Raw genomic sequence first — 20,803 nt, forward strand, 5'->3', positions numbered from 1 at the left:
TCAATCTCAGCGCCAACCACGGTTCGATTGATCCCCGGGACCGTTGTCGGTGACGACGTACACCTTCCCGACGGTCTCGGAGACCAGGACGGGCAGGTCGGCGCCGCCGTGGTCGAGGACAGCGGCCGTCATCGTCATGGTGTAGCCGTCGGCGGGCTCGGCCGGGGCGAAGTCGGGACCCATCTGGATGACCTGGGAGGGGCCGCACCGGGCGTGGACGTAAACGACGTGGGTGTAGGTGCCGCCCGTGCGCACCACCATGTTCACGGTCCCGGTCAACGGCTGGCTGCAGAGGACGCACTGACCGCTGGTCAGGGAGACCTCGGCGGCGCGAGTGAGGCCCTCCGGACCGAGCAGGGCGCGCACCTCGGGGCTCATGTGCAGCTGCAGGTCAGCCACGGGCGTGCTCCTGGTCGTGCTCGTCGCGGACGGCGGCGGTCGCGCGCAGCAGGGCGAAGTGGTCGGTGGTGCTCATCGGTTCCTCTCAGTGCGGGGCACGGCGGCCGGAGCCAGCTCGAATGGCTCCGGCCGCCGTGGTGTTCGGGTGTGGGGTCACGCCTGCTCGTGGCCGGTCTTCTCGCGCAGCTTGTGCACGGCCTGCCGTGACATGCGGGCCCGCCCGGCGATGTCGGAGTCGCTGTGGCCCCAGTCGATCGCCCGGCCCGCCAACTGCCGGCGCTCGGCGACGTACTTCTCCAGCCGGGCGACCTCGGCACCGACCACGGCGAGGCGGTCCCAGTCCTGCTCGCGCAGCCGGGCCCGGTGGCTGTAGGCGGCCTCCTTCGTGCCGAACAGGCGCACGCCCTGCTGCCCGGCGCGCATCTCCTCGCGCTCGATCCAGGTGTTCGTGGCGGCGTCGGTGGTCTCGGAGGTGATGCCGCTGGCGTCCAGAACCTTGTGCTCGACGTCCCAGTCGGCGAAATCCCGCGCCGGCCGGGGGTCTCCGTTCATCAGGACCGTGCGGTACCAGGAGCGCACGCCCAGCACCTGCAGGTACACGCCGCTGCCGTCCCGGTAGGGCGTGCCGAACACCTTCTTCACCTCCTGGTGCCAGTGCTCGTTCGCGCCGATGTAGCGGGTCTGGTACTCGCATTCCTCGGCCAGCTTGTCGAGGGACAGGCCCAGCATCTCGGGGCGGTAGACCTGGGGGAAGCGCTCGACGATGGCGGCGAAGTTCACCAGGTCGGCGTCGACCTCCGGCTGGGCGGCCTCGCGGTGACGGGAGGTGAGGCGGCACAGCTGGCGGCCGGCGCGGGCGGAGGCGACGGACCAGTCCAGCTCTCCCCCCGCCTCGAAGAAGCCGTCGAGCAGCTGTTGGGCGTACGGGGCGACCAGCTCCAACAGGGCGTTGGCGGCCTCGACGTCGAGGTACGGGTGACCGGTGAAGCCGCTGTCGACGGTCCAGCTCAGCAGCTCGGGGACCGGCTCGAACCACATGTGGCCGTCGCCCGGCAGGTAGAGCTTGCCCGGGTGCCAGCGCTTCCAGGTCTCGCGGGGGACGTCGTTGACGGCCCGCCACGCGGAGTTCCACGGCTCCCGGTGCTGGGTGCTCTCGTGCCAGCTCAGTTCGCCTGTGACGGTGTTCAGCAGGACGTGCTGGTAACTGCCCGGCGCGGGAGCGCCGTGGACCGGCTCGGAGGGGATCACCTCCGTCACAGGGATGACGGTGAGGCGCGGCGCCCGGCAGGTGGCCACCTCGACATGCGGCACGGAAACGGTCTCGTTCATCCAGTTTCTCCTCGCTGAGTTCGGTCTGACGTAAACAGATTGACGGTGTTTCAGGTAAGTGTCAACCAGTTGACACAAGTTGGCCGAAAGTAATAACAAGCCCTGCGGTCGGCTCATCGGAGAAGGAAAACCAAAGAGAATCGACTGGGGCCCGAGGGTGGTCAGGAGAGTTGGCCGACTGACCGAATAGGGAACGTCTGTTCGGGCCTAAAGGACTTCGCTTCGCTCAGACTGGACAAGCTTTGGGGCCCGATCAGGCTCTCCTGTCCTTCAACCGCAACTCCGGTGGGACCGGGCCTGATCGGGCCCCAAAGCGCGGGATAAGGAGCTTCGCACGTTCCTTTTCACGGCCTCCGGCCGAAAGGCTTGGACGAGTAAACTCGGCTGTTCTTTTCGCTCCACCCGCGCACCCTCCGCGATGCTCCGGGTGCTCTGGCTCGGGTGGAGCGGAGACCCCCCCCTAGTGAAACGACAGAGGGTTCCCCGTAGGGGTTCTGCCGTCTCACTAGGAGGGGATCGGGTTGGAGAACTGGTTCTCCGGTACGCCCATACACGGTATGGAAGCTTTCGATCGGGCCACGGATGTTGTCACGCTCGCCCTGGGACCGGGATATGCAGTCAGCGCTGAGAGGTCGTGTCTCTGGGGGATCTGCTCCCCCACCGGCTCGGGTCCACCTTGTTCGCCACGGGGATCACTCCCCGGGCAAGGCCGGCCTCGGCTGCTGCTCGATTCACCATTTAGCGTCTACAGAGCCCCTACGTGCCCGATCAGCGGGTCACGCCTGAGCGCCTCTGCCTCATACTCCCGGTGGCTATGGCCGGGGTCGGTCTTGATATCGCGGACCGTTCTCAACCGCGGGCTGGATCCGGACTCCCTGCGCTCGCCACGCGCTGGGCCTCGGGCCGGTTTCCTGGGACCGGTCTCCCATGGGTGCTGTCACGATCCCGCGCCACCTGTGGCGGGCCCGCGTCCTGCTACGACTGGGCGCCCAGGAACGGCGGGGCTCGGGCCGGTGTGTCGGCTTGCGCCGCAATGGAGTCGACTTGTCGGTTGGGTGAGTCACCCTCGACACGTCGTCCTCCGATGCCAGCGCAGCGGCTGTCCGCTACGATGAGCGGTACCTCCTCCTGGAGTCACAAGACAACAAAGAGCCGGACCCCCCTCGCAGGGGGCCTGTCGCTTCTGAAGGGCCTACGCCGAAGGGCGGGCCCGGTCTTGGGGTTTCTGGGGAGTAGCACCTCCTGTTCGTTCGTGTGTGTCGCTGGACTGGTAATCCGGCGGCGGGGCGGACTGGGTGGTGGTCTGTCAGACGGCTTTGGTCGGCCACCTGACGGTTTTGCGAAGGACGTACAGAGCGGGTTTGGTCGCCATTGCTCTGCGGTCCGCCGAGAACGCCAGCCCTGGTGGTAAGCCAGGGCTTCTTGGCGTTCCCGGAGTCTTACGGGTTGTTCAACCGGTCAGCGGTAACTGCGCCGCTTCTCCGGCCTGGTCTTCGGTCTCGGTCTCCGGCGCCCACAACGGCACGCCGTTTTCGTCGACCTGGTCCCGGCGGATCAGCTCCGCCACGTACCGTCCCATCGTCATGCCGAGCGCTCGGGCGTTCTGAAATGCCGTTGCGTGGATCTCGACTGGGACAAGGGGGGACAAACGAACCAGTTTGTCCTTGGACTTCGCGTCAGGCGTCGGCGGGATGTACTCCCGCTCGCGCGTGCTTCGACTTCCGTAGGGCCGGGCCATGATCGAATCATGCCATGACATCGATTCATGTACGTACCCTGTTGGGCGTGTTGCGGAAGATTTCTCTGGCCTCTGTTGTTCATTTCTGATGCGGTCTCACGTACAGCCGCAGCTCAGAGGCTCTCTGAAGCGGTGTGAGCATCCTGCAGATTTTCCACCCTCACGGATGAAGTCCTGACGCTCTCCGCTCTCCTGGTGCGGCCTGAGGGGGCATCGGCCGCAAGTGGAGACTCGTCAACCCCATGTGCGTGGGGGCAGTTCGGTGATCTGTCTTCTTGAAGGTGGTTGCCCGGACCTCCTCTGCCTGGCTCGAAGGAGGATCGGCGGCCGCGGCCTGGTGCACGCCCTACGCTGGCGGGTACATCCCTGGGTGAGGGGGCTCAAATGCCTGATGAGAACACGCAGATGACGGTCGACGGTGAGCTGCTGCGGGGCCGCCGGGAGCACCAGGGGCTGTCCCGGGAGGTGTTGGGCGGCCTGGTGGCCCGGAGTTCGGACTGGGTGAAAAAGGTTGAGCGTGGCGACCGCACGGTGCGCTCGCTGGCGATGATCGTGCGTCTTGCCCGGGTGCTGGGCTGTCGGGACGTCAACGAGTTGACTCGCGCGGACGTGTCTGTGCCGATTCTCGATGGCGGACGAGTGAGCCACCCCGGAGTCGCCGGGCTCCGCTCGGCGGTTCACGCACCCCTGTTCGCTGCGGCCGGCACACCTGAGGACGTCGGAGAGCTCTCAGGCCGGGTTCGGCAGGCGTGGGACGTCTGGCACCGGGCCAGGGACCAGCGCACGGCAACCGCGTCTGTACTGCCGGGGCTGATCGCGGCCGGGCATGCGACGGTGCGTGCGGCTGAGGGCCCGGAGAAGCGCAGGGCCTCGGTGATCCTGTCGGAGACGTACGCCCTCGCGCAGCAGTACGCGGCCCACTTGGTGGAGCCAGAGCTGTACTGGGTGATCGTGGACCGGGCCCGGATGGCGGCCGAGCAGGCGGACGATCCGGTCGCCCTCGCCTCAGCAGCCTGGATCGTCGGCAACGGGCTGCGGGTGGCCGGCCACACCGAAGAGGCCCTGTGCATGGTCGCCGACGCGGCCGACACCCTCCGCCCCCAGCTGGAGGGCGGCTCAGACCGTCTGCGCGGAATGTTCGGCTCGCTGTGCCTGCACGCCGCGGTGACAGCGGCGCAAGACGGCCGGGACGGTGACGCCTGGCGCTGGCACGGGGAGGCTGACCGGACCGCGACCAAGCTGGGCCGGTACACGCACCCGTGGACCATGTTCGGTACGGGCAACGTGACCGTGCACGCGGTAACCATCGGCGCAGACCTGCGCACGCCAGGGATCGCGCTGCAGCAGCTGGCGGACACGGACCCGGCCTCGATCCCCTCCGTCGAGCGCCGGTCTCGGCTGTTCCTGGACGCGGCCAAGGCTGAACACGTCCGTAAGGAGAAGGCGAGCGCGCTGCAGTACCTGCGCCTCGCGTACGACACCTCACCCGAGGCAGTGCGGTACGTGCCCTCGGGCCGGGCGCTCGCGGTGGACCTGGACCGGACGTCGACCGGCGCGCTCTCCTACACCGCCCACCAGCTCGCCGAGGACATCGGCGTCGCTGCCTGACCTGCTCATCCTCCGCACGGGGGACGGCAACGGGGACAGTCTGTCCCCCTCCAACCGGAGGGACAGACTGTCCCCTGACTGCGTATCAGGTCACTTTACGGTCGCTTCATGGCGGAACTGGAGTACTTCGAAGCAGACGAATTGCCTGCTGATCTACAGAAAAGGGTTTTCCGCGACCGGAACGAACTGCGGTGGAAGTTGGCCGCGCTGGTCGTCTACAGCGACCGGGAGTCCGGCAGGAGCACTGAGCGGGTTGCATTCCTGCGGCGGGAGGACTCCAGCGGCGGCCTGGAGTGGGAGATCCCACTGACCAGCCTGTACAAGACGGCGGAGGTAGAGCGGTGACGATGACAGCAAAGGAACTGGCCCAGCGCGGCAAGCTGGACCTGCAAGCCCTGCGGGCGGGAGACGTGGCCGTGGCGGGTCTCAAAGAGGCGCTTGCCCGGGTCGGCATCGTCATTCCGTCGCTGCAGGCCGGGTTTCCGGTGAACGGAAGCGGGCGGGTCGAGCTGGGCGGGTGCAACGCCGGAACGGCCACGCGTCTGGCGGAGGTCATCAACGCAGCCGCCGACTCGGTGCCCGAACTCCGGGTCACCACCCCGTGAGCGCCGGCGCCGTGGCCAGCTCCCCACGCGTCGCCGCGACCGTACGCTCGGGGGACATCGTCCACCTGGACGACGGGACCACTCACACAGTGCAAGGCGCCCCTTCCTCGACGGCCTCCGCCATAGGGGGGCTGACCCTGCTCTTTCGATTCAGGGACGGCAGCGCCCTCCGAGTCAGCGCCGGCGCCCGACTCAACGTCGAGCGGCCCAAGTAGACCCGCCTTGTGCCCTCCCCCCGTGGGGCACAAGGCGTCGCGAGCCCCTGCCCGGGTAGGCCCGGCAGGGGCTCGCCCGTACTCCACCCTGCGCGGTGCGGTCGCGGCGGCCCTGTTCTCCCGAAGCTGCCGCGAAGTGACAAGTAACTCAGCGTGTTGTTAGGGCCTTGACTTCTGTGCGAGGTTCAGGAACCTCGCCGCCGGTGAGGGCGGCGAAGTCGGCGCGGGCCTGTTCGACCGCTTCCGGGTACGCCGCCCGTTTCTCGTGCTCGGCGAGTGCACGGTAGATGCTGGCGACGGACGGGCTCTGCCCTTTGCGCTTGCCGGTGGGGATGATCAGGTCGGGCTGGATCTGCTCGACGGACTCGCCGTTCGCCCGCCTGCGGAGCACGGTGTGCAGCATGTCCTCGGTGATGACTGGCGGCCGGCCGCCGTACTTGCCCTTGCGTGCCGCGGTGTCGAGCCCTTCCAGGGTCGACTCCCGGATGTTCTCCCGCTCGGTCTCTGCCATCGCGGCGAAGAACGCGAAGAGCAGCTTCCCCGGACCGGTGGGGTCGTAGATGCCGGGCAGGGGTCCGGCCAGCATCTCCAGTACCAGGCCGTGCGCGGTGAGGTGGTCGGCGAGTGCTGTCAGCTCGGCGGCGTCCCGGCCGAGCCGCTTCATCTCGTAGACGGTGAAGATGACCCGGCAGTGCGGGGCGTGCGCTTTGACCTCCCGTGCGGTCCGCAGTGCCTCCTCGAACTTCGGGCGGACGCGGACGCGGGTGCTGATCTTCTCGCTGAAGATCTTGTCGCGGGGGATGCCGTGCTTGCTGAGCGCGTCGAGCTGGGAGTCGAGTTCCTGCCCGAGGGTCGAGCATCTCGCGTACCCGATGCGGATGTCCGCGCTCGGCAGGTCCGGGTCGATCGGCGCCGGCGGCGGGGTGCCCGGCCGCCACGGCCGGCCCGGTCCGCGGTCGGCGGGGGTCGGCACCCGCAGCGCCTTCTTCAGCCGGGGCACCGTGGTGAAGCGGCGGGTGTGGTAGGCGGAGGCGACCGCGCCGCCGCGCGAGCGGCACGGCGAGCCGGGCTGCGCGCCGCACTTCGGACAGGTGTGCTGCTCGACGTCGTCGGCGTCCGACCGGTCGGCCGGGGAGGGCTGCTGAGGGTCCGTCACGGCCCGGATTTTCGCACAAAGCAAGTCTCAGAAGGGGGCCCGTCCCGCTTTTGAGTGAGAACGGGTTCCGAGAACGAATCCGGGTCCGGTGGGGGTTCGGCGACCCGTGATTGATCTTGCTCGCGCAGAGGACCGTTTCTGAGAAGCGATCATCGCCGCACACGCGGCCGAAGCCCGCTCGCCCAGCCGAAGAACAGCCGGGCTCAGTCCGGCAGTGTCAAAACTTCTGACAGTAGGACCGGTTTCCTGGTCCGCTCCTGCTCGGACCCCGAGTGCGTACGTCGATGACGGTCAGCTCGTGCAGGCGGGTGTTGGCCTGATCGGCAGTGAGGGCGGGTGGTAGTGGGAGCCGCGGGGATTTTCCTTTGCCTGGTTGGGGTTACCCCTTCGGTAGGATACCCAAGGGGGTATCTCGAAGGAGTGTGGGTTGTGGAACTGGCGATGGCGGCTGAGGAACTGAAGACGGTGGTCAACCGGCTGCGCCGGGCGCAGGGCCAGATCGCCGGTGTGATCAAGATGATCGAGGAGGGGCGGGACTGCGAAGAGGTGGTCACGCAGCTCGCGGCGGCGTCCCGGGCTCTGGACAAGGCGGGTTTCGCGATCATCGCCACGGGACTGCAGCACTGCCTGACCGATGCGGACATGGCTGCCTCCGGTGACCGGGAGCAGATGCGGGCCCGGCTGGAGAAGCTGTTCCTTTCTCTGGCCTGAGCCGTGGCACCCGATCACGCGTCCGGCTGGTCGGGTGGGGTGCCGATCAGCATGAGGCGGCTCAGCCAGCAGCACGATGGCGGGGAGTCCGCCGGGCTGACCGGCAGGCTGGTGGCGACGGCGGCCTGCATCTCGGATGCCGGCACGGTGGCTGCGGCGATGGCGAGGAAGTCTCCGCCGGGCGAGGGAGAGGGAACATAGCGTGTGCCCTTATGGTGGCCGTGTCTCCGAGCGGATGCGGGAACGGTGATGAAGCGAGCAGCAGCACAGAGGCCGGCACACGCCGGTTTTCGTGGTGCGCTGGCTCTGCTTGTGGCCGTGGTGGCGCTGCTGTGCGTCTTTGGGCACGCAGAGCGTGGCGGGCCGGGCACGCCCCCGTCCGTCGCGCAGCAGGTGCATGCGCCTATCGCCGCTGAGGGGCCCGGTGGGACAGCGGCGCCGTGCGGCAAGAAGGTGATCGCCGATCACAGCGCGCAGCGGGCAGAGAGTGTGTCGTCGACGGCTTCGTGCCCCGGTCCCGCAGCGCTTCACACCGCCCCTGCGCCGCCCCTGTCACAGCACTGTGGGATGCTGTCGGGCGGCCCGGCTCCGCCGCCGCCAACGACGCTTCACTCCGTTCTGCGGATTTAGACCGGCCTGTTGGTCGTGTCCCTGAATCCTTGGAACGGAGCTTTTCGGCATGTCTTCTTCCCCGCGCTCATGGAGTCGGGCGGGTGCAGCACTGCGCGCTTGGCGGACCCGGCAGTGGACTGTGGCGGGCCTCGGTGCCCTGGCCACAGCGGTCGTGGTCGGCGCACCCACCGACGTGGTGCCCAATCCGCTGTTTGGCCGGTCGGTACCCGTGCAGTGGTGGAACTACCCGGCCCTGGTCGTCACGGCCGTACTGGCCGGCATCGTCCTGAGCACCTATGTGCGCCGGCCCTCTGTTCCTTCGGCGCCCAAGACCCGCGACGGCGGCCGTCTGGGAGCGGCTGGTGGCGTGCTGTCCTTCTTCGCCGTCGGCTGCCCGGTCTGCAACAAGCTCGTTCTTGTGCTTCTTGGAGCTTCCGGAGCCTTGAGTTACTGGGCTCCTCTGCAGCCGCTGCTTGCCCTCGTGTCGGCGGGGCTGCTGGCGGAAGCCGCACTGCGCCGCCTGTCCTTGCAGACCGCTTGCCCGGTCACGGCTTCTGCCTGATCTGCGGCCCGGTTCTGCCCCTTCTCCCTCATGTCTGAGGTGTTCCATGACTGCATCCACACCGTCTTCTTCCCGCCGCGCCCGCAGGCGCACCATCGCGGCCGCGGCGGTCCTCGCCGCGGCCGCGGTGACCGGAGCTTTCGCCCTTACGCTGGACGGCTCCGAAAACCACAACGAGGCCGCGGGCCAGTCCGCGGTTGTCACCGAGTCCGCCGCCCCGGCGCCCGCCGACGAGAGCCTGCTCGCCCTTGCCCGCCGCGATCCCTCCGACGCCCTGGCCGTCGGGCGGGCGGACGCCCCGGTGGTGCTGATCGAGTACTCCGACTTCCAGTGCCCGTTCTGCGGCCAGTTCGCCCGCAAGACCGAGCCCGAACTGCTGCGCTCGTACGTGGACAAGGGCATCCTGCGTATCGAATGGCGCAACTTCCCCGTCTTCGGCGAGGAGTCCGAGCAGGCCGCGCTGGCCGGCTGGGCAGCCGGGCAGCAGAAAAAGTTCTGGGAGTTCCACGACGTCGCCTACAGCAAGCCGCGTGAACGCAACGCCGGTGAGTTCAGCGCCGAGAATCTCATCGCCATGGCCCGTGAGGCCAAAATCACCGACATCGAGCGGTTCCGGGCGGACATGGCATCCGACAAGGCCCGAAGCGCCGTGCAGAGGGACCAGGAGGAGGGCTACAACCTCGGTGTGACCAGCACTCCGGCGTTTTTGATCAACGGCCGGCCGATCCTGGGGGCTCAGCCCACGGCCACCTTCAAGGAAGCCGTCGAGGCCGCGGCGAAGGCGGCCGGGCGATGAGCGAGGCCGGACTGGCAGTTGCCTTCCTCGGCGGTCTGCTGGCTCTGCTCAGTCCGTGCAGCGCACTGCTGCTGCCGGCCTTCTTCGCCTACTCCTTCACCAGCCGCACCCGGCTGATGGCGCGCACCGGCCTGTTCTACCTGGGCCTGTGCACGACACTCGTGCCGCTCGGCGTGGCCGGCTCGTTCGCCAGCCGCCTCTTCTACGGCCATCGGGACACCCTGGTGACAGCGGGCGGATGGACGGTCATCGCCCTGGGCGTGGCCCAGATCGCCGGAGTGGGCTTCGGTTCGCGCCGGATGGCGCAGGCCGCGGGCGGGCGCCGTTCGGGCTCGGCACTGTCGGTGTTCGCGCTGGGCGCGGTGTACGGGCTGGCGGGTTTCTGTGCGGGGCCGATCCTCGGCTCCATCCTGACCGTGGCGGCCCTGGACGGTGACCCCCTGCACGGCGGGGAGCTCCTGGCCGTCTACGCCCTGGGGATGGCGGTGCCGATGTTCGTGCTGGCGTTGTTGTGGGATCGCTTCGATCTGGGCCGCAAGCGCTGGCTGCGGGGCAGGGTCTTCCGGGTGGGGCCGGTGGCCCTGCACAGCACCTCGCTGGTCGGCGGCGCGCTGTTCATCGCGCTCGGCGTGGCCTTCCTGGCCTTCGACGGCACGTCCGCGCTGCCGTCGGTGTTGAGCACCGACGCCGAGTTCGCCCTGGAAGAGCGGTTGTCCGACCTCGGCGCGGCGGTGTCGGACCGGCTGGTGCTGTTGGTCCTGGCCGCAGTGGCGGCGCTGGCCGCACTGCTGGTGCTGCTCCGGCCGGTGAGAAGGCCAGATCCGCAGCCGTCGCCGGAAGAGGAGCCGGCTGTGCACGGGTAACGGGCCTTTGGCCTTGTGCCCTGGCATGCGAAAGAGGGAAGGGATCCGGCTCCGGATCCCTCCCCCCCTTTTCGTGTGGTTCAGCGGTTGCGCAGTGCGGCCAGCGTGTTGTCGAGGTCGGCGGCGCGGGGACGGTTGTGGGGGAGCTTGGCGAGCATGGCGGCCATGCCGCAGGTGTTGGTCAGGGCGGAGAAGACCAGACCGCCCGCGATGCCGGCGGAAATGAGCTGGAAGGCGGGGTGGATGACGAGTCCGAGCAGCAGGCCGAGCAGCACGATCGCTCCTGCGGTGAGCCTCACTTGCCGCTCCATGCCCCAGGTGGCACGGGAGGCGCCCTGGGGGCGGTGGAGCTCGTGGCCGTCGGCCGCCCAGGCGCCGGTGCCTCCCGACAGGGTCGCGGCGGTGATGCCGTTCTCCGCGAGGATCTTGCAGGCGTTCTCGGAGCGGGCGCCTGAGGCGCAGACGACCAGGACGTCGCCGCGGTCGGTGGCGTGCCGGATGTCGGGCAGCGCGCGCTGGATCTGGTCGAGGGGGATGTTGAGCGCGCCGGGGAGGTGACCGCCGGCGTATTCGCCCGGGGTGCGCACGTCGATGACGGTCAGTTCCTGCAGGCGGGTGCGCGCCTCGTCGGTGGCGAGGGCCGTGGGAGTGGTCATGGCAGATGTCCTTACGGTTCGAAAGTTGTGGTGGGACCTGAGCTGACGGGGAGCCGGGCTGACGGCGGTCCTGAGGTGTGCGGCCGGCTGGAGAAGCTTTCCCGGTCCCTGGTCTGAGCCGGTGGCGGCCCTCGTGGTCAGACGATCACGTCGATGAGCATGAAGGCCGCTACCGCGAGCAGGACACCGGCGAAGATCTTTTGAAGGGTGGTGCCGGAGATCTTCGTCGCGAGGCGTTTGCCGTCCCAGGCGCCGAGGATCGCGGCTCCGGTGAAGGGGCCGATGATCTCCCAGTGGAGCCCGCCGGTGGTGCCGGTGCGCGCGGCGAGCGCGGCCAGGGAGTTCACCGTGATGACGAGCAGGCTGGTGCCCACCGCCCGCCGCATGGTCAGTCCCAGGACGCCCGTCAGAGCGGGCACGGCGAGGAATCCCCCGCCGACCCCGAGAAAGCCCGTCACGGCGCCGAGTCCGGCACCGGCACCGGCCGCCTTGCCGGGACGGATCCGGTCCGGCGGCTCGGAGGCGGACGGACGCAGCATACGCAGGGCCGCCAGCGCGGCGATGACCGCGAACGCCGCCGTCAGTACCGCTTCGGGCAGGCGCCCGGCGACAGCGCCGGCAAGGAAGGCGGGGACGATGCCCGCCGCGGCGAACAGGGCCCCTGTCTTCCATGCCACGTTCCCGTCGCGGGTGTGGGCGTACAGGGCGGTGGCGGAGGTGGCGGTGACGATGATCAGACTGGCGGTGGTGGCGGCGGCCGGGGTGAAGCCGAGCAGGTAGATCAGCGCCGGTACGGCAAGGACGCTGCCACCGCCGCCGAGGGCTCCGAGGGCGAGACCGATGACGGCCCCGGCGATGAGGGCGAGAACGAGTACGGTCACGTGATCTGGCCGCTGTTCCCGCGTTCGTCGACGACCGGGTGCCCGGCGGCGGCCCACGCGTTCATGCCGCCCTCGACGTCCACCGCCTGCGCTCCGCGCTCGGTGAGGAGCTTCGCCGCCTGCTGGGAGCGGTGACCGCTGCGGCAGATCACCACCAGCGGCCGGCCCTCAGCTTCGGCGGGCAGGGTCGCGCCGGCGACCAGTTTCGTCAGCGGTACGTGGACGGCGCCCGGGGCGTGGCCCGCAGTCCATTCGGGCTTCTCACGGACGTCCAGCAGGACCGCGTCGGGCTGAGGACCGCTGGTACGGCTGCGTGCCTCGTCGACCGTGACGCGGGGCCCGTTTCGGCGAAAGAGGAACATCACACGCTTCCTTCCTTGCGGGGGAACGGTCGGAATTCAGCCGGAGGTCAGGGACAGCCCGGCATCCGCCGCAGCGTCGAAGCCGTCGTCGACGGCGACCACCTCGCGACCGGCGGCATCCAGCAGGGAGGCGGCGATCGCCGCGCGCATCCCGCCGGCGCAGTGCACCCACACCGTCCCGGGAGGTACTTCGCCGATGCGGCCGTGCAGCTCGTGGATCGGGATGTGGACCGAGCCGTCGATGTAACCGCCCGCGCGCTCGGAATCCCGGCGCACGTCCAGGACGACCACTCCGTCGCCGCGCTTGCGGACATCGGCGAGGTCGGCGAAGCGGGCTCGGGGGAAGGAGGCGAGCTGTTCGCCCTCACGGACCCAGTCGGCCGGGTCGCCGGTGGCGGCGGCGGCCGGGCGGTCGATGCCCACCCGCGCCAGCTCCCGCTGCGCGTCGGTGATCTGCTCCGGGGTGTCGGCGAGCAGGATGACGGGCTTGCCCCACGGGATCAGCCAGGCCAGGTAGGTGGCGAGCTTGCCCTCGCCCTCGAAGTTGAACGAGCCGGCCACGTGTCCCTCGGCGAAGGCCATGCGGCTGCGCAGGTCCACCACCCACTCACCCGCGGCCAGCCGGGAGGCGATCTCCTCGGCGTCCGCACGCCTGGGCGGGGTGAGGTCGACCGGCGCGGGGCCCGCGGCGTTGGCCGGGCCCATGTGCGCGTAGTAGGCGGGCACGTCCTCCAGCCCGGCGAGTATCTGGGTGACGAAGGTGTCCACGTCCAGGGTCAGCGCGTCGTTGGTCTCGCGCTCCTTGCCGATCGTGGTCGCGTCCCCCTCGGCCTGGGATGAGGAGCAGAAGCTGCCGAACCCGTGGGTGGGCAGTACCGGCACCTCGTCGTCCAGCTCGTCGGCCAGCCGGTGGGCGGAGGCGTGCTGGGCGCGGGCCAGCTGCTCGGTCAGCCTCGGTTCGACCAGGTCGGGGCGGCCCACGGTGCCGATCAGCAGGGAGCCGCCGGTGAACGCCGCCACCCCGCGGCCGCCCTCGGCAAGGGCGTAGGAGGTGTGGTGCGGGGTGTGCCCCGGGGTGGCGATCGCGCGCAGCACCAGGCCCTCGTCCACCGTCACCGTGTCGCCGTCGGCGACGGGGGTGCGGGCGAAGGCCACGTGCGCCCCGGCCGGCACCAGGTAGGAGGCGCCGGTGACGCGGGCCAGCTCCAGGCCGCCGGTGACGTAGTCGTTGTGCACATGGGTCTCGGCCACGAAAGCGATGCGCACCCCGCGGCGGGCCGCTGCGGCGATGACCTGGTCGATGTCGCGCGGCGGGTCGATGACCACCGCGGCACTGGGTCCGCCAGCCAGGTAACTGCGGTTGCCCAGGCCCTCGAACTCCAGGGTGTCAACGAAGAACACGACTCACATCTCCCTCTCGAACGGTGTACCCCGGGGGGTATCTGACGCTCACCATAACAGCTATACCTGGGGGGGTATTCCATGGGCGAGAACGCGCCCGTTCAAGGCATCGCCTGGCGCCTTTCGGGTACCCGGCGGGGTATAGAGGAATCAGCCGTTCCGCACTATCCGGGAGTACCCGTGCCCTACGACCGCACCGTCCGCCTCGACGCCGACTTCGACACCGCCGTCACCGCCGTACGCAACGCCCTGGCCGACCAGGGCTTCGGCATCCTCACCGAGATCGACGTCAAGGCCACCCTGAAAGCCAAGCTCGGCCACGGCATGGAGGACTACCTGATCCTCGGCGCCTGCAACCCGCCACTCGCCCACCAGGCCCTGGAAGCCGACCGCAGCATCGGCCTGCTCCTGCCCTGCAACGTCGTCGTACGCCGCGACGGCGACACCACGCTCGTCCAAGCCCTCGACCCCGGCACCATGGTCACCCTCACCGGCCTCGACACCCTCAAGCCCGTCGCCGACGAAGCCACCGCCCGACTCGACGCCGCGCTCAGCGCCCTGGCCGCCACCTGACCTCTCCCCCGTTCGGCATCTGGCCGACCCCGGCACGCCCCTGGTACATCTGCCGGCTTCCATCTGGTCGGCCGGAAGCCGGCCGGCCCGCGGGTTTTCAGGGTGCCGATCCGGCCGCCCCGGCCGCTGCCGACGGTGCGGTTTCCGCCTCGGGCGCGGTGCGGGGGCCGGGCACCGAGGCCGCCGCGGCGGCGGCGAGGTCGAGGTGGGAGTTCATGTCCAGCTCGAACCGGCCGTAGGGATTGACGTGGGTCCAGAACAGCGGCGACAGGGCCCGCCGGTCGGCGTCGGTGAGCCGCTTCTGCCACTTCTCCTCGCTCAGGATGTCCTGAAGCAGCAGGGTGTTGACGTGCACCAGCGCGGACTGGAGCAGGTGCAGGGCGAGCATGGAGACCTCCTGGGACTCCTTGTCGGAGCCGGTCAGGTCGCCGTCCTTGCCGTAGAACAGGTCGTGGTTGGCACTGTTCCAGTTCTCCACGACCTGGAGCCCGTCGTTGATCTCGCGCCGCAGGTCCGCATCCGCGAGGTAGTCGCAGATGAACGCCGTGCGGACCGCGCGGCCCAGTTCCTCGATCGCCCGGTACGTGGGGTGCTTGGGCCCGCCACGGGTGAAGCGGCGCAGGACCTGCTCGGCCTCGGCGGTGCCCAGCCGCAGGGCGGTGGTGTACTTCACGATCTGGTCGTACTGCTGGCGGATCAGGTCCCAGTCGATTGTCTTGGCCGACAGCACCGGCGCCAGGTGCGGCCACTTCTCGTCCTCTCCGGCCGTCGGCCGGTACAGCCGCGCGGACCCGACGTTCTTCAGCCTGGGCAGCAGGTTGAAGCCGAGCATGTGGGCGAAGGCGAACCCGACGATGGACGCGCCGTGCGTGTCGGTGTACTGCCGGTCGATCTCCACGTCCGTGCAGTGCCGCAGCACGCCCTCGATCATCGCGGCGACCTCGGAGGCCGAGCAGGACTTGAGCTGGCTGTAGACGCACAGCGACTTCTTCTCGACGTGCCAGTAGATCATCACCCCGGGGCCGCGGTAGCGCTGGTGCCACTCGGTCATGAAGTTGCTGGACCAGGAGCCGAACTTCTTGGAGTCGCTCGCGCAGGCGGTGCCCTCGCCCCACCACGCGGCGTCGCGGGCGGTGAAGGTGGAGTTGACCAGCCGCACCAGCGCGGAGCGCAGGTTGGCCCGGTTGACGAACAGGTGCCGCACCCGCCGCAGCACGGCCTCGCTCTCGCCGTGCTTGCCGGTGACCGCGACCCGCTTGATGCCCATGTTCGTCCCCAGGGCGAACAGCACCAGCAGCAGCCGGCGCCGCAGCACCGCCTTCGGTACCGCCTCGCGGGTGGCGACCGAGGTGAACTCGGACGTGAAGCCGGTGGCGAACTCCGCCTCCTTGAGGATGTCGATCAGGTCGATGGTGCCCCAGCGGCGTTCGATCTCCGCCTTCAGCGCGACGAGGTTCTCCGGCTCCTCCTGCTTGCCCAACGGCGAGACCTTGATCCACGGCTCGCCGTGCCGGCGCACGATCTCCACCCCGCCCGTGGTGCCCACCTCCAGCGCCGTGTCGAAGCGGGTCAGGGCCTCCCGCAGCCTCTTCTGAAGGGCCCCGATGAACTTCTCCGGGTCCTGCGGCTGGCGGATCGCGTCGTAGTGCACATCGCGGTTGTCCTCGAAGTCCGGTGGCAGATCGTCCTCCGGGTTCTGCCACCGGTTCGCGCCCGGCACCCAGATCTCCCGCCGACGCAGCGCGTCCCGCAGCGCCACGAGCACGCACAGCTCGTACGGGATGCGCTCCACCCGGCCGCGCTCGTCCACCACCGCCTTGCGCCACTCCTCGCGCACCACCCCCGCCAGCGGGATCTTCTCCGCCTCGTCGAAGAACGCGCCCTCCTTGGCGATGGGCTGGTCCAGGTACCGCTTGAGCAGGTCAATGGCGTCCATCACCGGCCGGTAGGCGGTGTTGTTGCACTTCATCTCCAACGCGTTCAGCAGCGGCGAGAGCATCCGCCGCCAGTGGTTGGAGTACGACGAGCGCAGCACCGTCCGCACCCGGGCCCGGTAGCGGGCCTCGTTCGCCGCGGCCTCCGCCGCCAGGGCCTTCAGCGTGGACTCCCCGGCCACCGGATAGATCACCTTGCGGACCGTACCGCCCGGCTCGGCGACCGCCGCCTCCGCCAGCCGCAGCAAGATGCCCTCCTTGCCGCGGACCCGCTTCATCTCCTTGTTGAACTCGCCCTCGACCTTCTTCTCCGCCCGCGTGTTGATCTTCTGCACGAGCTGGATGAACAGCTCCACCAGCGAGTCGGTGATCTCCGTCTGGCGCACATGGCACAGCGCGGACAGCAGCGTGTAGCGCACCGGGCCGCCCGCCGCCCGCAGATCCGAGGGGTACTCCTTCGACGCCCGCGCCCGCCAGGCGGCCACCAGCTTCTCCGACACGTCCCCGAACAGCTCCGGCGGCAGCTCCAGCGCGCGCACCCGCTGGAGCTTGTTCACCTCCGCCAGAAGGCTGTCCAGCCCCAGCGCGCCCGGGTCGGCCTTCAACTCGGTGAAGAACGTGCCCCCGCCGCCCGTGCTTTCCTCGCTCGCGTCGGCGTCATCGGCGATCAGATCATCCAGCCGCGACCGGGTCGCCGCGGACAGCCGGCCCACCGTGGCCGCGCAGAACCGTTCCTCGAAGGTGCTGACCGCCGACCCCACCAGGCGGGCGATACGCCCCGGCGTCGGCGGCTCCAGCCTGTCCTTGCGGCAACGGGCCATTACGGCCTCCGCCAGCCGGTCCCTCGACAGCTCCACCCCGCACAGCTCCACCGCCAGCCACTCGGCGTGCTGGGCCTGGTCCCCCTCCGTGCACTCGCGGAAGCCGAACGCGCCCCGGATCTCCACCCGGTGCCGCTTGATCGCCCGCCCCGCCCAGTCGTACGCGGCCCACTCCTCAGCGGGCACCTTCACCTGCTGGGCGACGTACGACACCGCCGGCGCCGGGATCTCCCCAGCGTCGTCCGGGAACCGGGCCTCCACCTCGAAGAACTTCAGCAACAGCGCGAACCCCAACCGGTTCGCCCCCGACTTGTTCCGCAGCCGGTCCTGATCCTCCTCCAGCAGCGTCCAGACCTCGATCAGGTCCTCCGGCTCCCACTCCTGGCGCACCACGGGCTCCTTCTGGTCGTCATGACCGGACCAACGTCGCCGAGCACGGCCCCCGATGAGCCCAGAAGATCGAAAACGCTGACAAGCGCACCCCAGATCCGCTACAGAGAGCTACTTGTCACTTCGCGGCAGCTTCGGGAGAACAGGGCCGCGGCGGCGTCATCCCGCTCAGTTGCGCCCGGCTGGTCTGACCACCGGCTTTCACCGGACACGCGTGGCTGTCACCGTGCTGTGCCGGGTGGTTCCGGCCTCCACTTCCACTACGGGGCCGCGGCCACAGGTGGTGTACCGCTCTCCGGACCTCGTCCGCGCCGCCCGGCCGGGTCCGGAGTCCCGCAGAGCGGGGGCCACTTGTGCCCGGAGCGCCGCGGTGAGGGAGCGGGTGAGCGCCACCCGCCCGTCCGGGAGCTCCACCACGAGGTGCGTGGGCCGGGATACCGGCCCGGTATAGCCGACGATCCGGGCATTCACGGTGTCCGCGTGCCGGATTTTCTGCCATCCGCCGGAGCGCCGACGCGGGTACGGGCCGTCCAGCCGTTTCGCGACGAGTCCCTCCAGGCCCTGCTCGGGAAGCACCTCGAACCAGATCCTGGCCTCTGTGATGTCCGTTGTCATCGGCACCGGCTGCAAGGGTGGGCCGAGCGGGGTGAGCAGATCCACGAGAATCCGCCGACGCTCCGAGTACGGCCAATTCCGTAGATCGTCTCCGTGGTCAGGATGCGCGAGGACGTCCCACGCCGCGAAGCTGGCGGGCATGGATTTGGCGAGCTGCCGGGCGCGGATGCTGGTGCTCGAAGCTCTACTGCGCACCGCCCCGAAGTCGAGCCGCCCATTGCGCCACACGCACACCTCACCGTCGAGGAGTACCCCCTCGGGGAGGCGCATGGCCGCTGCCACCAGATCAGGCCAGGACGCATTCACCACCCGGCCGGCCCTCGATCGCAGCGTCACCGTGTGCTGACCACGCTGCACCGTCGTCCGGTCACCATCAAATTTCGGCTCATATGCCCAGTTCGGGCCCTCTGGAAGAGAGGCCATGGCCTGCGCCAAGCCCACCTTGAGCGACGCACTGTCCATCCCTCCAGGGTCCACCCGATCGACGCCCTCAGCAGTCCGGCCGGTGATCCCCGGCGGCCGCCCTCAGGGAAGCCCGAGCACCGTGTCCGGGCGGCACTGGATACATGCCTGCGCACCCTCCTCCGTCAACGCGCGCAGCGCCTGCTCCCGGCTGATCGGCCGCACCCGGGCGTAGTCCACCTCTGCATCCCAGCACGCTTCTGGATCCCCGAGCGTCGTGTGGATGGTGGGCGGCCCGGTTCCGACGCCGCGCTGCGCCACCCACTCTGGTCGCGGCTGCTCGGCCCGCTCCTTCGCGTACTGCTCTTCCTGCGCCTTGCGCTTCATGGTCGCGATCCACTGGCGGGTGCGCTCCAGGTCCTCAAGTTGCACCTGCTCCATGCACTGGAGGGCGTAGAGCCGCTCTGCGGCAGAACGATCGGACATAGGTTCGATTCTATCCAAGCCTGCAGATCCGGGAGGTGGCTGGCCTGTCCCGCGAGTGCACCTACCGGATCCGCGCCGGTCGTCGCGGAGACAGCCACCCGGTACTCCCAAAGGTTCGGGCCAAAGCAGACCCCCCGGTGACCGTATGGGCACTCTTGACGCGCCACGTGCCAAACAGCCTGGGCCGTGGCACACTGGGCACATAGCTGGCGGCCGTGGGCTGTCAGAAGTGGAGCCAGGTGACCTGGGGCAGACCGGGAGCCTGGCTCGGCGCATTTCTGGGTGCCTTCCGTGCAGCCTCGGGTGCCCGCCCGCGGCAGGTAACCGCTCAGCAGCGGGTGCTCACCTCGAAGTCAAGCACCACATCTCCGAGCGCCTCTCTGTACGCCGCTCTGCCCAGCTGCTCAGCACGACATGCGCCCGCGACAATGTCCGCAATCCAAAGCAACGGCTCCGTCCCCCCTGGGACGTGATCGATACGAAAGTCCGTCCCCTTGGGCAGCGCGTAGCGGCGAGCGTGCTGCAGAGTGGCGATGTCCCTGGCGTTGAGCTGGGGCTCTCGGGCCTCCATATAGAGATGCCCGACCCGGAAGCCATGAAGTTGGGTAACAAGCTCGGACAGGCACGCCCTCCGCGCGCGCTCCTGTCGGCGTACGGGTACCGGCGAACCGACAGCCACGACGTGTAGGCCGCCAAGAGTCGCGACTGCGTCGGCCGCAAGTCGACGCTCGCGGTCGTCCATCTCCGTCCAATGGGACTTGGTCGTCTGCCGCCGGCCTCGTCTCTGGAGCATTGCCTCGCGGGCCTTGTCGATCACGGCGGGCTCGATCACTGCGGCAGCAATGATGTAGAAGCCGGCCGAGTCCCTCTCCTGGAAGGACTCGTCGGACCATGCGGAAAGAGTGTCGACGCTCGGCGTCATGCGTGTGGGCTCCTCGTACAGCGGCGACCTGTCACCCCTTGCTGCCGCGTAGACGCTCGCGGACAGGATGCAGGTGCTAACTCTGTTGCTGCGGCGGATTGTTGATCCGCGTCCGCCGGAGGAGCCGGGGCGGTCCGGGCGAAACTGCTCTCCTGTGCCGATGGTACGGCCATGCCCGTCCTGTGTTCCCCCTGGTCCATGGCCACCATTCTTCCGGCTTACGGCTGAACGGTGTTAGCCCTGTGGAAAACCCCAGGCCATCGATCGTCAGCAACTGCCATCTCCTGGACCTGGTCCACCGAACGCTGGCATCACTCAGAGCTGGAGACGACCGACGGCCGCCGGTGGCCACGCCGGGTACGGACAGCCCAGAGGCGGCTCTCCCGACTGATCAACCGGGCGGCGATCCACGCGGATCGCGGGTTCCGGAGTTCCCCGAGCTGTTCGGCGAGAGGGTCCGGGTGTGGGCGTGAGATCGTCAACCGTCGTCTCATTGGCGTCACGGACAAACTGGGGGAAAGGGACAGCTGTGGATGAGCGCTCCATCGCACGCGGTGTTAAGAAGGGGATCCGCGAGGCCCGACGTCAGCGTGAGCGGCCGTCCTTGAGGCAGTACAAGGGTTGGCGATTCCCTCTGGTGCTGGTCCTGCGGTACCCGAAGGTGATCAGCTGTCTCGGCGTTGTGTTCTTAGTTCTACTGGCCAGGTCCGGGAAGTCGTGACAGCAGGGGCACGGTGATCGGGGCCCGGATGCCGTCGAGGGCGTA

Annotated in this window: 21 protein-coding genes and 1 pseudogene; 8 read left to right on the forward strand and 14 right to left on the reverse strand. The window is 69.1% G+C overall.

Features of this window, described 5'->3' with window-relative positions; all coding sequences use genetic code 11:
- Nucleotides 1–6: 6 nt before the first annotated feature.
- The 3 genes from OG452_RS34975 to OG452_RS34985 form a co-directional block, all read right to left on the reverse strand.
- Nucleotides 7–399 (reverse strand): hypothetical protein, encoded by a 393-nt coding sequence (locus OG452_RS34975; protein ID WP_327299957.1) that lies wholly within the window; start codon nt 397–399, stop codon nt 7–9.
- Nucleotides 400–552: 153 nt separating this feature from the next.
- Entirely contained in the window at nt 553–1,728 is a 1,176-nt protein-coding gene (locus OG452_RS34980; RefSeq protein ID WP_327299958.1) for a hypothetical protein, read from the reverse strand.
- A 1,450-nt stretch (nt 1,729–3,178) separates the two neighbouring features.
- Nucleotides 3,179–3,466, reverse strand: coding sequence for a hypothetical protein (locus OG452_RS34985; protein WP_327299959.1), 288 nt, complete (start codon nt 3,464–3,466; stop codon nt 3,179–3,181).
- A 384-nt stretch (nt 3,467–3,850) separates the two neighbouring features.
- Between OG452_RS34985 and OG452_RS34990 the strand changes: the two genes are divergently transcribed.
- The 3 genes from OG452_RS34990 (at nt 3,851) to OG452_RS35000 (ending at nt 5,679) form a co-directional block, all read left to right on the forward strand.
- Nucleotides 3,851–5,074 (forward strand): helix-turn-helix domain-containing protein, encoded by a 1,224-nt coding sequence (locus tag OG452_RS34990; protein ID WP_327299960.1) that lies wholly within the window; start codon nt 3,851–3,853, stop codon nt 5,072–5,074.
- 108 nt (nt 5,075–5,182) lie between these two features.
- Nucleotides 5,183–5,419 (forward strand): hypothetical protein, encoded by a 237-nt coding sequence (locus tag OG452_RS34995; RefSeq protein ID WP_327299961.1) that lies wholly within the window; start codon nt 5,183–5,185, stop codon nt 5,417–5,419.
- Nucleotides 5,416–5,679, forward strand: coding sequence for a hypothetical protein (locus OG452_RS35000; RefSeq protein ID WP_442810180.1), 264 nt, complete (start codon nt 5,416–5,418; stop codon nt 5,677–5,679). Before OG452_RS34995 ends, OG452_RS35000 begins: the two co-directional genes overlap by 4 nt.
- Nucleotides 5,680–6,042: 363 nt before the next feature.
- Here OG452_RS35000 and OG452_RS35005 read toward each other — a convergent pair whose 3' ends face one another.
- Together OG452_RS35005 and OG452_RS35585 are read right to left on the reverse strand one after the other, a co-directional pair.
- Nucleotides 6,043–7,050 carry a recombinase family protein gene (locus OG452_RS35005; RefSeq protein WP_327299962.1) on the reverse strand — a complete coding sequence of 336 codons (1,008 nt, stop codon included), beginning with the start codon at nt 7,048–7,050 and terminating at the stop codon, nt 6,043–6,045.
- A 250-nt stretch (nt 7,051–7,300) separates the two neighbouring features.
- Nucleotides 7,301–7,384, reverse strand: a pseudogene (locus OG452_RS35585) (rhodanese-like domain-containing protein); the annotation flags it as partial.
- Between the two features lie 95 nt (nt 7,385–7,479).
- On the opposite strand from OG452_RS35585, the gene OG452_RS35010 reads away from it, so the two are divergent.
- Nucleotides 7,480–7,761: a metal-sensitive transcriptional regulator gene (locus OG452_RS35010; protein WP_033947068.1), complete on the forward strand. Its 282-nt coding sequence runs from the start codon at nt 7,480–7,482 to the stop codon at nt 7,759–7,761.
- Nucleotides 7,762–7,775: 14 nt separating this feature from the next.
- Here OG452_RS35010 and OG452_RS35015 read toward each other — a convergent pair whose 3' ends face one another.
- Nucleotides 7,776–7,907, reverse strand: a complete 132-nt coding sequence (locus OG452_RS35015) for a hypothetical protein (RefSeq protein ID WP_327299963.1) — start codon at nt 7,905–7,907, stop codon at nt 7,776–7,778.
- Nucleotides 7,908–8,440: 533 nt separating this feature from the next.
- Between OG452_RS35015 and OG452_RS35020 the strand changes: the two genes are divergently transcribed.
- Genes OG452_RS35020 through OG452_RS35030 form a run of 3 tightly spaced genes read left to right on the forward strand, consistent with a single transcriptional unit; the run spans nt 8,441 to nt 10,594 of the window.
- On the forward strand, nt 8,441–8,935 hold the full coding sequence (locus OG452_RS35020) for a hypothetical protein (RefSeq protein ID WP_327299964.1): 495 nt from the start codon (nt 8,441–8,443) through the stop codon (nt 8,933–8,935).
- 46 nt (nt 8,936–8,981) lie between these two features.
- The gene (locus OG452_RS35025; RefSeq protein ID WP_327299965.1) at nt 8,982–9,731 is read left to right on the forward strand and encodes a DsbA family protein; all 750 of its coding nucleotides are present in this window, start codon (nt 8,982–8,984) and stop codon (nt 9,729–9,731) included.
- A complete protein-coding gene (locus tag OG452_RS35030) occupies nt 9,728–10,594 on the forward strand; it encodes a cytochrome c biogenesis CcdA family protein (protein WP_327299966.1) in 867 nt (288 codons plus the stop codon). Before OG452_RS35025 ends, OG452_RS35030 begins: the two co-directional genes overlap by 4 nt.
- 80 nt (nt 10,595–10,674) lie before the next feature.
- On the opposite strand, the gene OG452_RS35035 is transcribed toward OG452_RS35030, so the two are convergent.
- From OG452_RS35035 to OG452_RS35050, 4 genes are all read right to left on the reverse strand, one after another.
- Entirely contained in the window at nt 10,675–11,250 is a 576-nt protein-coding gene (locus tag OG452_RS35035; RefSeq protein ID WP_327299967.1) for a rhodanese-like domain-containing protein, read from the reverse strand.
- 137 nt (nt 11,251–11,387) lie between these two features.
- Entirely contained in the window at nt 11,388–12,131 is a 744-nt protein-coding gene (locus tag OG452_RS35040; RefSeq protein ID WP_327299968.1) for a sulfite exporter TauE/SafE family protein, read from the reverse strand.
- The gene (locus tag OG452_RS35045; protein WP_327299969.1) at nt 12,128–12,493 is read right to left on the reverse strand and encodes a rhodanese-like domain-containing protein; all 366 of its coding nucleotides are present in this window, start codon (nt 12,491–12,493) and stop codon (nt 12,128–12,130) included. Before OG452_RS35045 ends, OG452_RS35040 begins: the two co-directional genes overlap by 4 nt.
- A 36-nt stretch (nt 12,494–12,529) precedes the next feature.
- Nucleotides 12,530–13,894 carry an MBL fold metallo-hydrolase gene (locus tag OG452_RS35050; protein WP_327299970.1) on the reverse strand — a complete coding sequence of 455 codons (1,365 nt, stop codon included), beginning with the start codon at nt 13,892–13,894 and terminating at the stop codon, nt 12,530–12,532.
- A gap of 180 nt (nt 13,895–14,074) precedes the next feature.
- Between OG452_RS35050 and OG452_RS35055 the strand changes: the two genes are divergently transcribed.
- Nucleotides 14,075–14,467 (forward strand): DUF302 domain-containing protein, encoded by a 393-nt coding sequence (locus OG452_RS35055; protein ID WP_327299971.1) that lies wholly within the window; start codon nt 14,075–14,077, stop codon nt 14,465–14,467.
- A 97-nt stretch (nt 14,468–14,564) separates the two neighbouring features.
- Here the strand turns inward: OG452_RS35055 and OG452_RS35060 are convergent, their stop codons facing one another.
- The 4 genes from OG452_RS35060 to OG452_RS35075 all read right to left on the reverse strand — a co-directional run bounded on the left by OG452_RS35060 (nt 14,565) and on the right by OG452_RS35075 (nt 20,037).
- Nucleotides 14,565–17,612 carry a Tn3 family transposase gene (locus OG452_RS35060; protein ID WP_327299972.1) on the reverse strand — a complete coding sequence of 1,016 codons (3,048 nt, stop codon included), beginning with the start codon at nt 17,610–17,612 and terminating at the stop codon, nt 14,565–14,567.
- Between the two features lie 201 nt (nt 17,613–17,813).
- A complete protein-coding gene (locus OG452_RS35065) occupies nt 17,814–18,689 on the reverse strand; it encodes an ATP-dependent DNA ligase (protein WP_327299896.1) in 876 nt (291 codons plus the stop codon).
- Nucleotides 18,690–18,752: 63 nt separating this feature from the next.
- On the reverse strand, nt 18,753–19,115 hold the full coding sequence (locus tag OG452_RS35070; protein WP_327299897.1) for a DUF6233 domain-containing protein: 363 nt from the start codon (nt 19,113–19,115) through the stop codon (nt 18,753–18,755).
- A 328-nt stretch (nt 19,116–19,443) separates the two neighbouring features.
- Nucleotides 19,444–20,037: a hypothetical protein gene (locus OG452_RS35075; RefSeq protein ID WP_327299898.1), complete on the reverse strand. Its 594-nt coding sequence runs from the start codon at nt 20,035–20,037 to the stop codon at nt 19,444–19,446.
- Nucleotides 20,038–20,803: the final 766 nt, after the last annotated feature.

Source organism: Streptomyces sp. NBC_01197 (genome assembly GCF_036010505.1).
Lineage (GTDB): Bacteria > Actinomycetota > Actinomycetes > Streptomycetales > Streptomycetaceae > Streptomyces.

Excerpts from the sequence above, each read along its gene's own strand:
- OG452_RS34995 (WP_327299961.1), top strand. The coding sequence starts at position 5,183 with ATGGCGGAACTGGAGTACTTCGAAGCAGACGAATTGCCTGCTGATCTA.
- OG452_RS34985 (WP_327299959.1), bottom strand. The coding sequence starts at position 3,466 with ATGGCCCGGCCCTACGGAAGTCGAAGCACGCGCGAGCGGGAGTACATC.
- OG452_RS34980 (WP_327299958.1), bottom strand. The coding sequence starts at position 1,728 with ATGAACGAGACCGTTTCCGTGCCGCATGTCGAGGTGGCCACCTGCCGG.
- OG452_RS35025 (WP_327299965.1), top strand. The coding sequence starts at position 8,982 with ATGACTGCATCCACACCGTCTTCTTCCCGCCGCGCCCGCAGGCGCACC.
- OG452_RS35030 (WP_327299966.1), top strand. The coding sequence starts at position 9,728 with ATGAGCGAGGCCGGACTGGCAGTTGCCTTCCTCGGCGGTCTGCTGGCT.
- OG452_RS35020 (WP_327299964.1), top strand. The coding sequence starts at position 8,441 with ATGTCTTCTTCCCCGCGCTCATGGAGTCGGGCGGGTGCAGCACTGCGC.
- OG452_RS35075 (WP_327299898.1), bottom strand. The coding sequence starts at position 20,037 with ATGACGCCGAGCGTCGACACTCTTTCCGCATGGTCCGACGAGTCCTTC.
- OG452_RS34990 (WP_327299960.1), top strand. The coding sequence starts at position 3,851 with ATGCCTGATGAGAACACGCAGATGACGGTCGACGGTGAGCTGCTGCGG.
- OG452_RS35035 (WP_327299967.1), bottom strand. The coding sequence starts at position 11,250 with ATGACCACTCCCACGGCCCTCGCCACCGACGAGGCGCGCACCCGCCTG.
- OG452_RS35065 (WP_327299896.1), bottom strand. The coding sequence starts at position 18,689 with ATGGACAGTGCGTCGCTCAAGGTGGGCTTGGCGCAGGCCATGGCCTCT.
- OG452_RS35045 (WP_327299969.1), bottom strand. The coding sequence starts at position 12,493 with ATGTTCCTCTTTCGCCGAAACGGGCCCCGCGTCACGGTCGACGAGGCA.
- OG452_RS35070 (WP_327299897.1), bottom strand. The coding sequence starts at position 19,115 with ATGTCCGATCGTTCTGCCGCAGAGCGGCTCTACGCCCTCCAGTGCATG.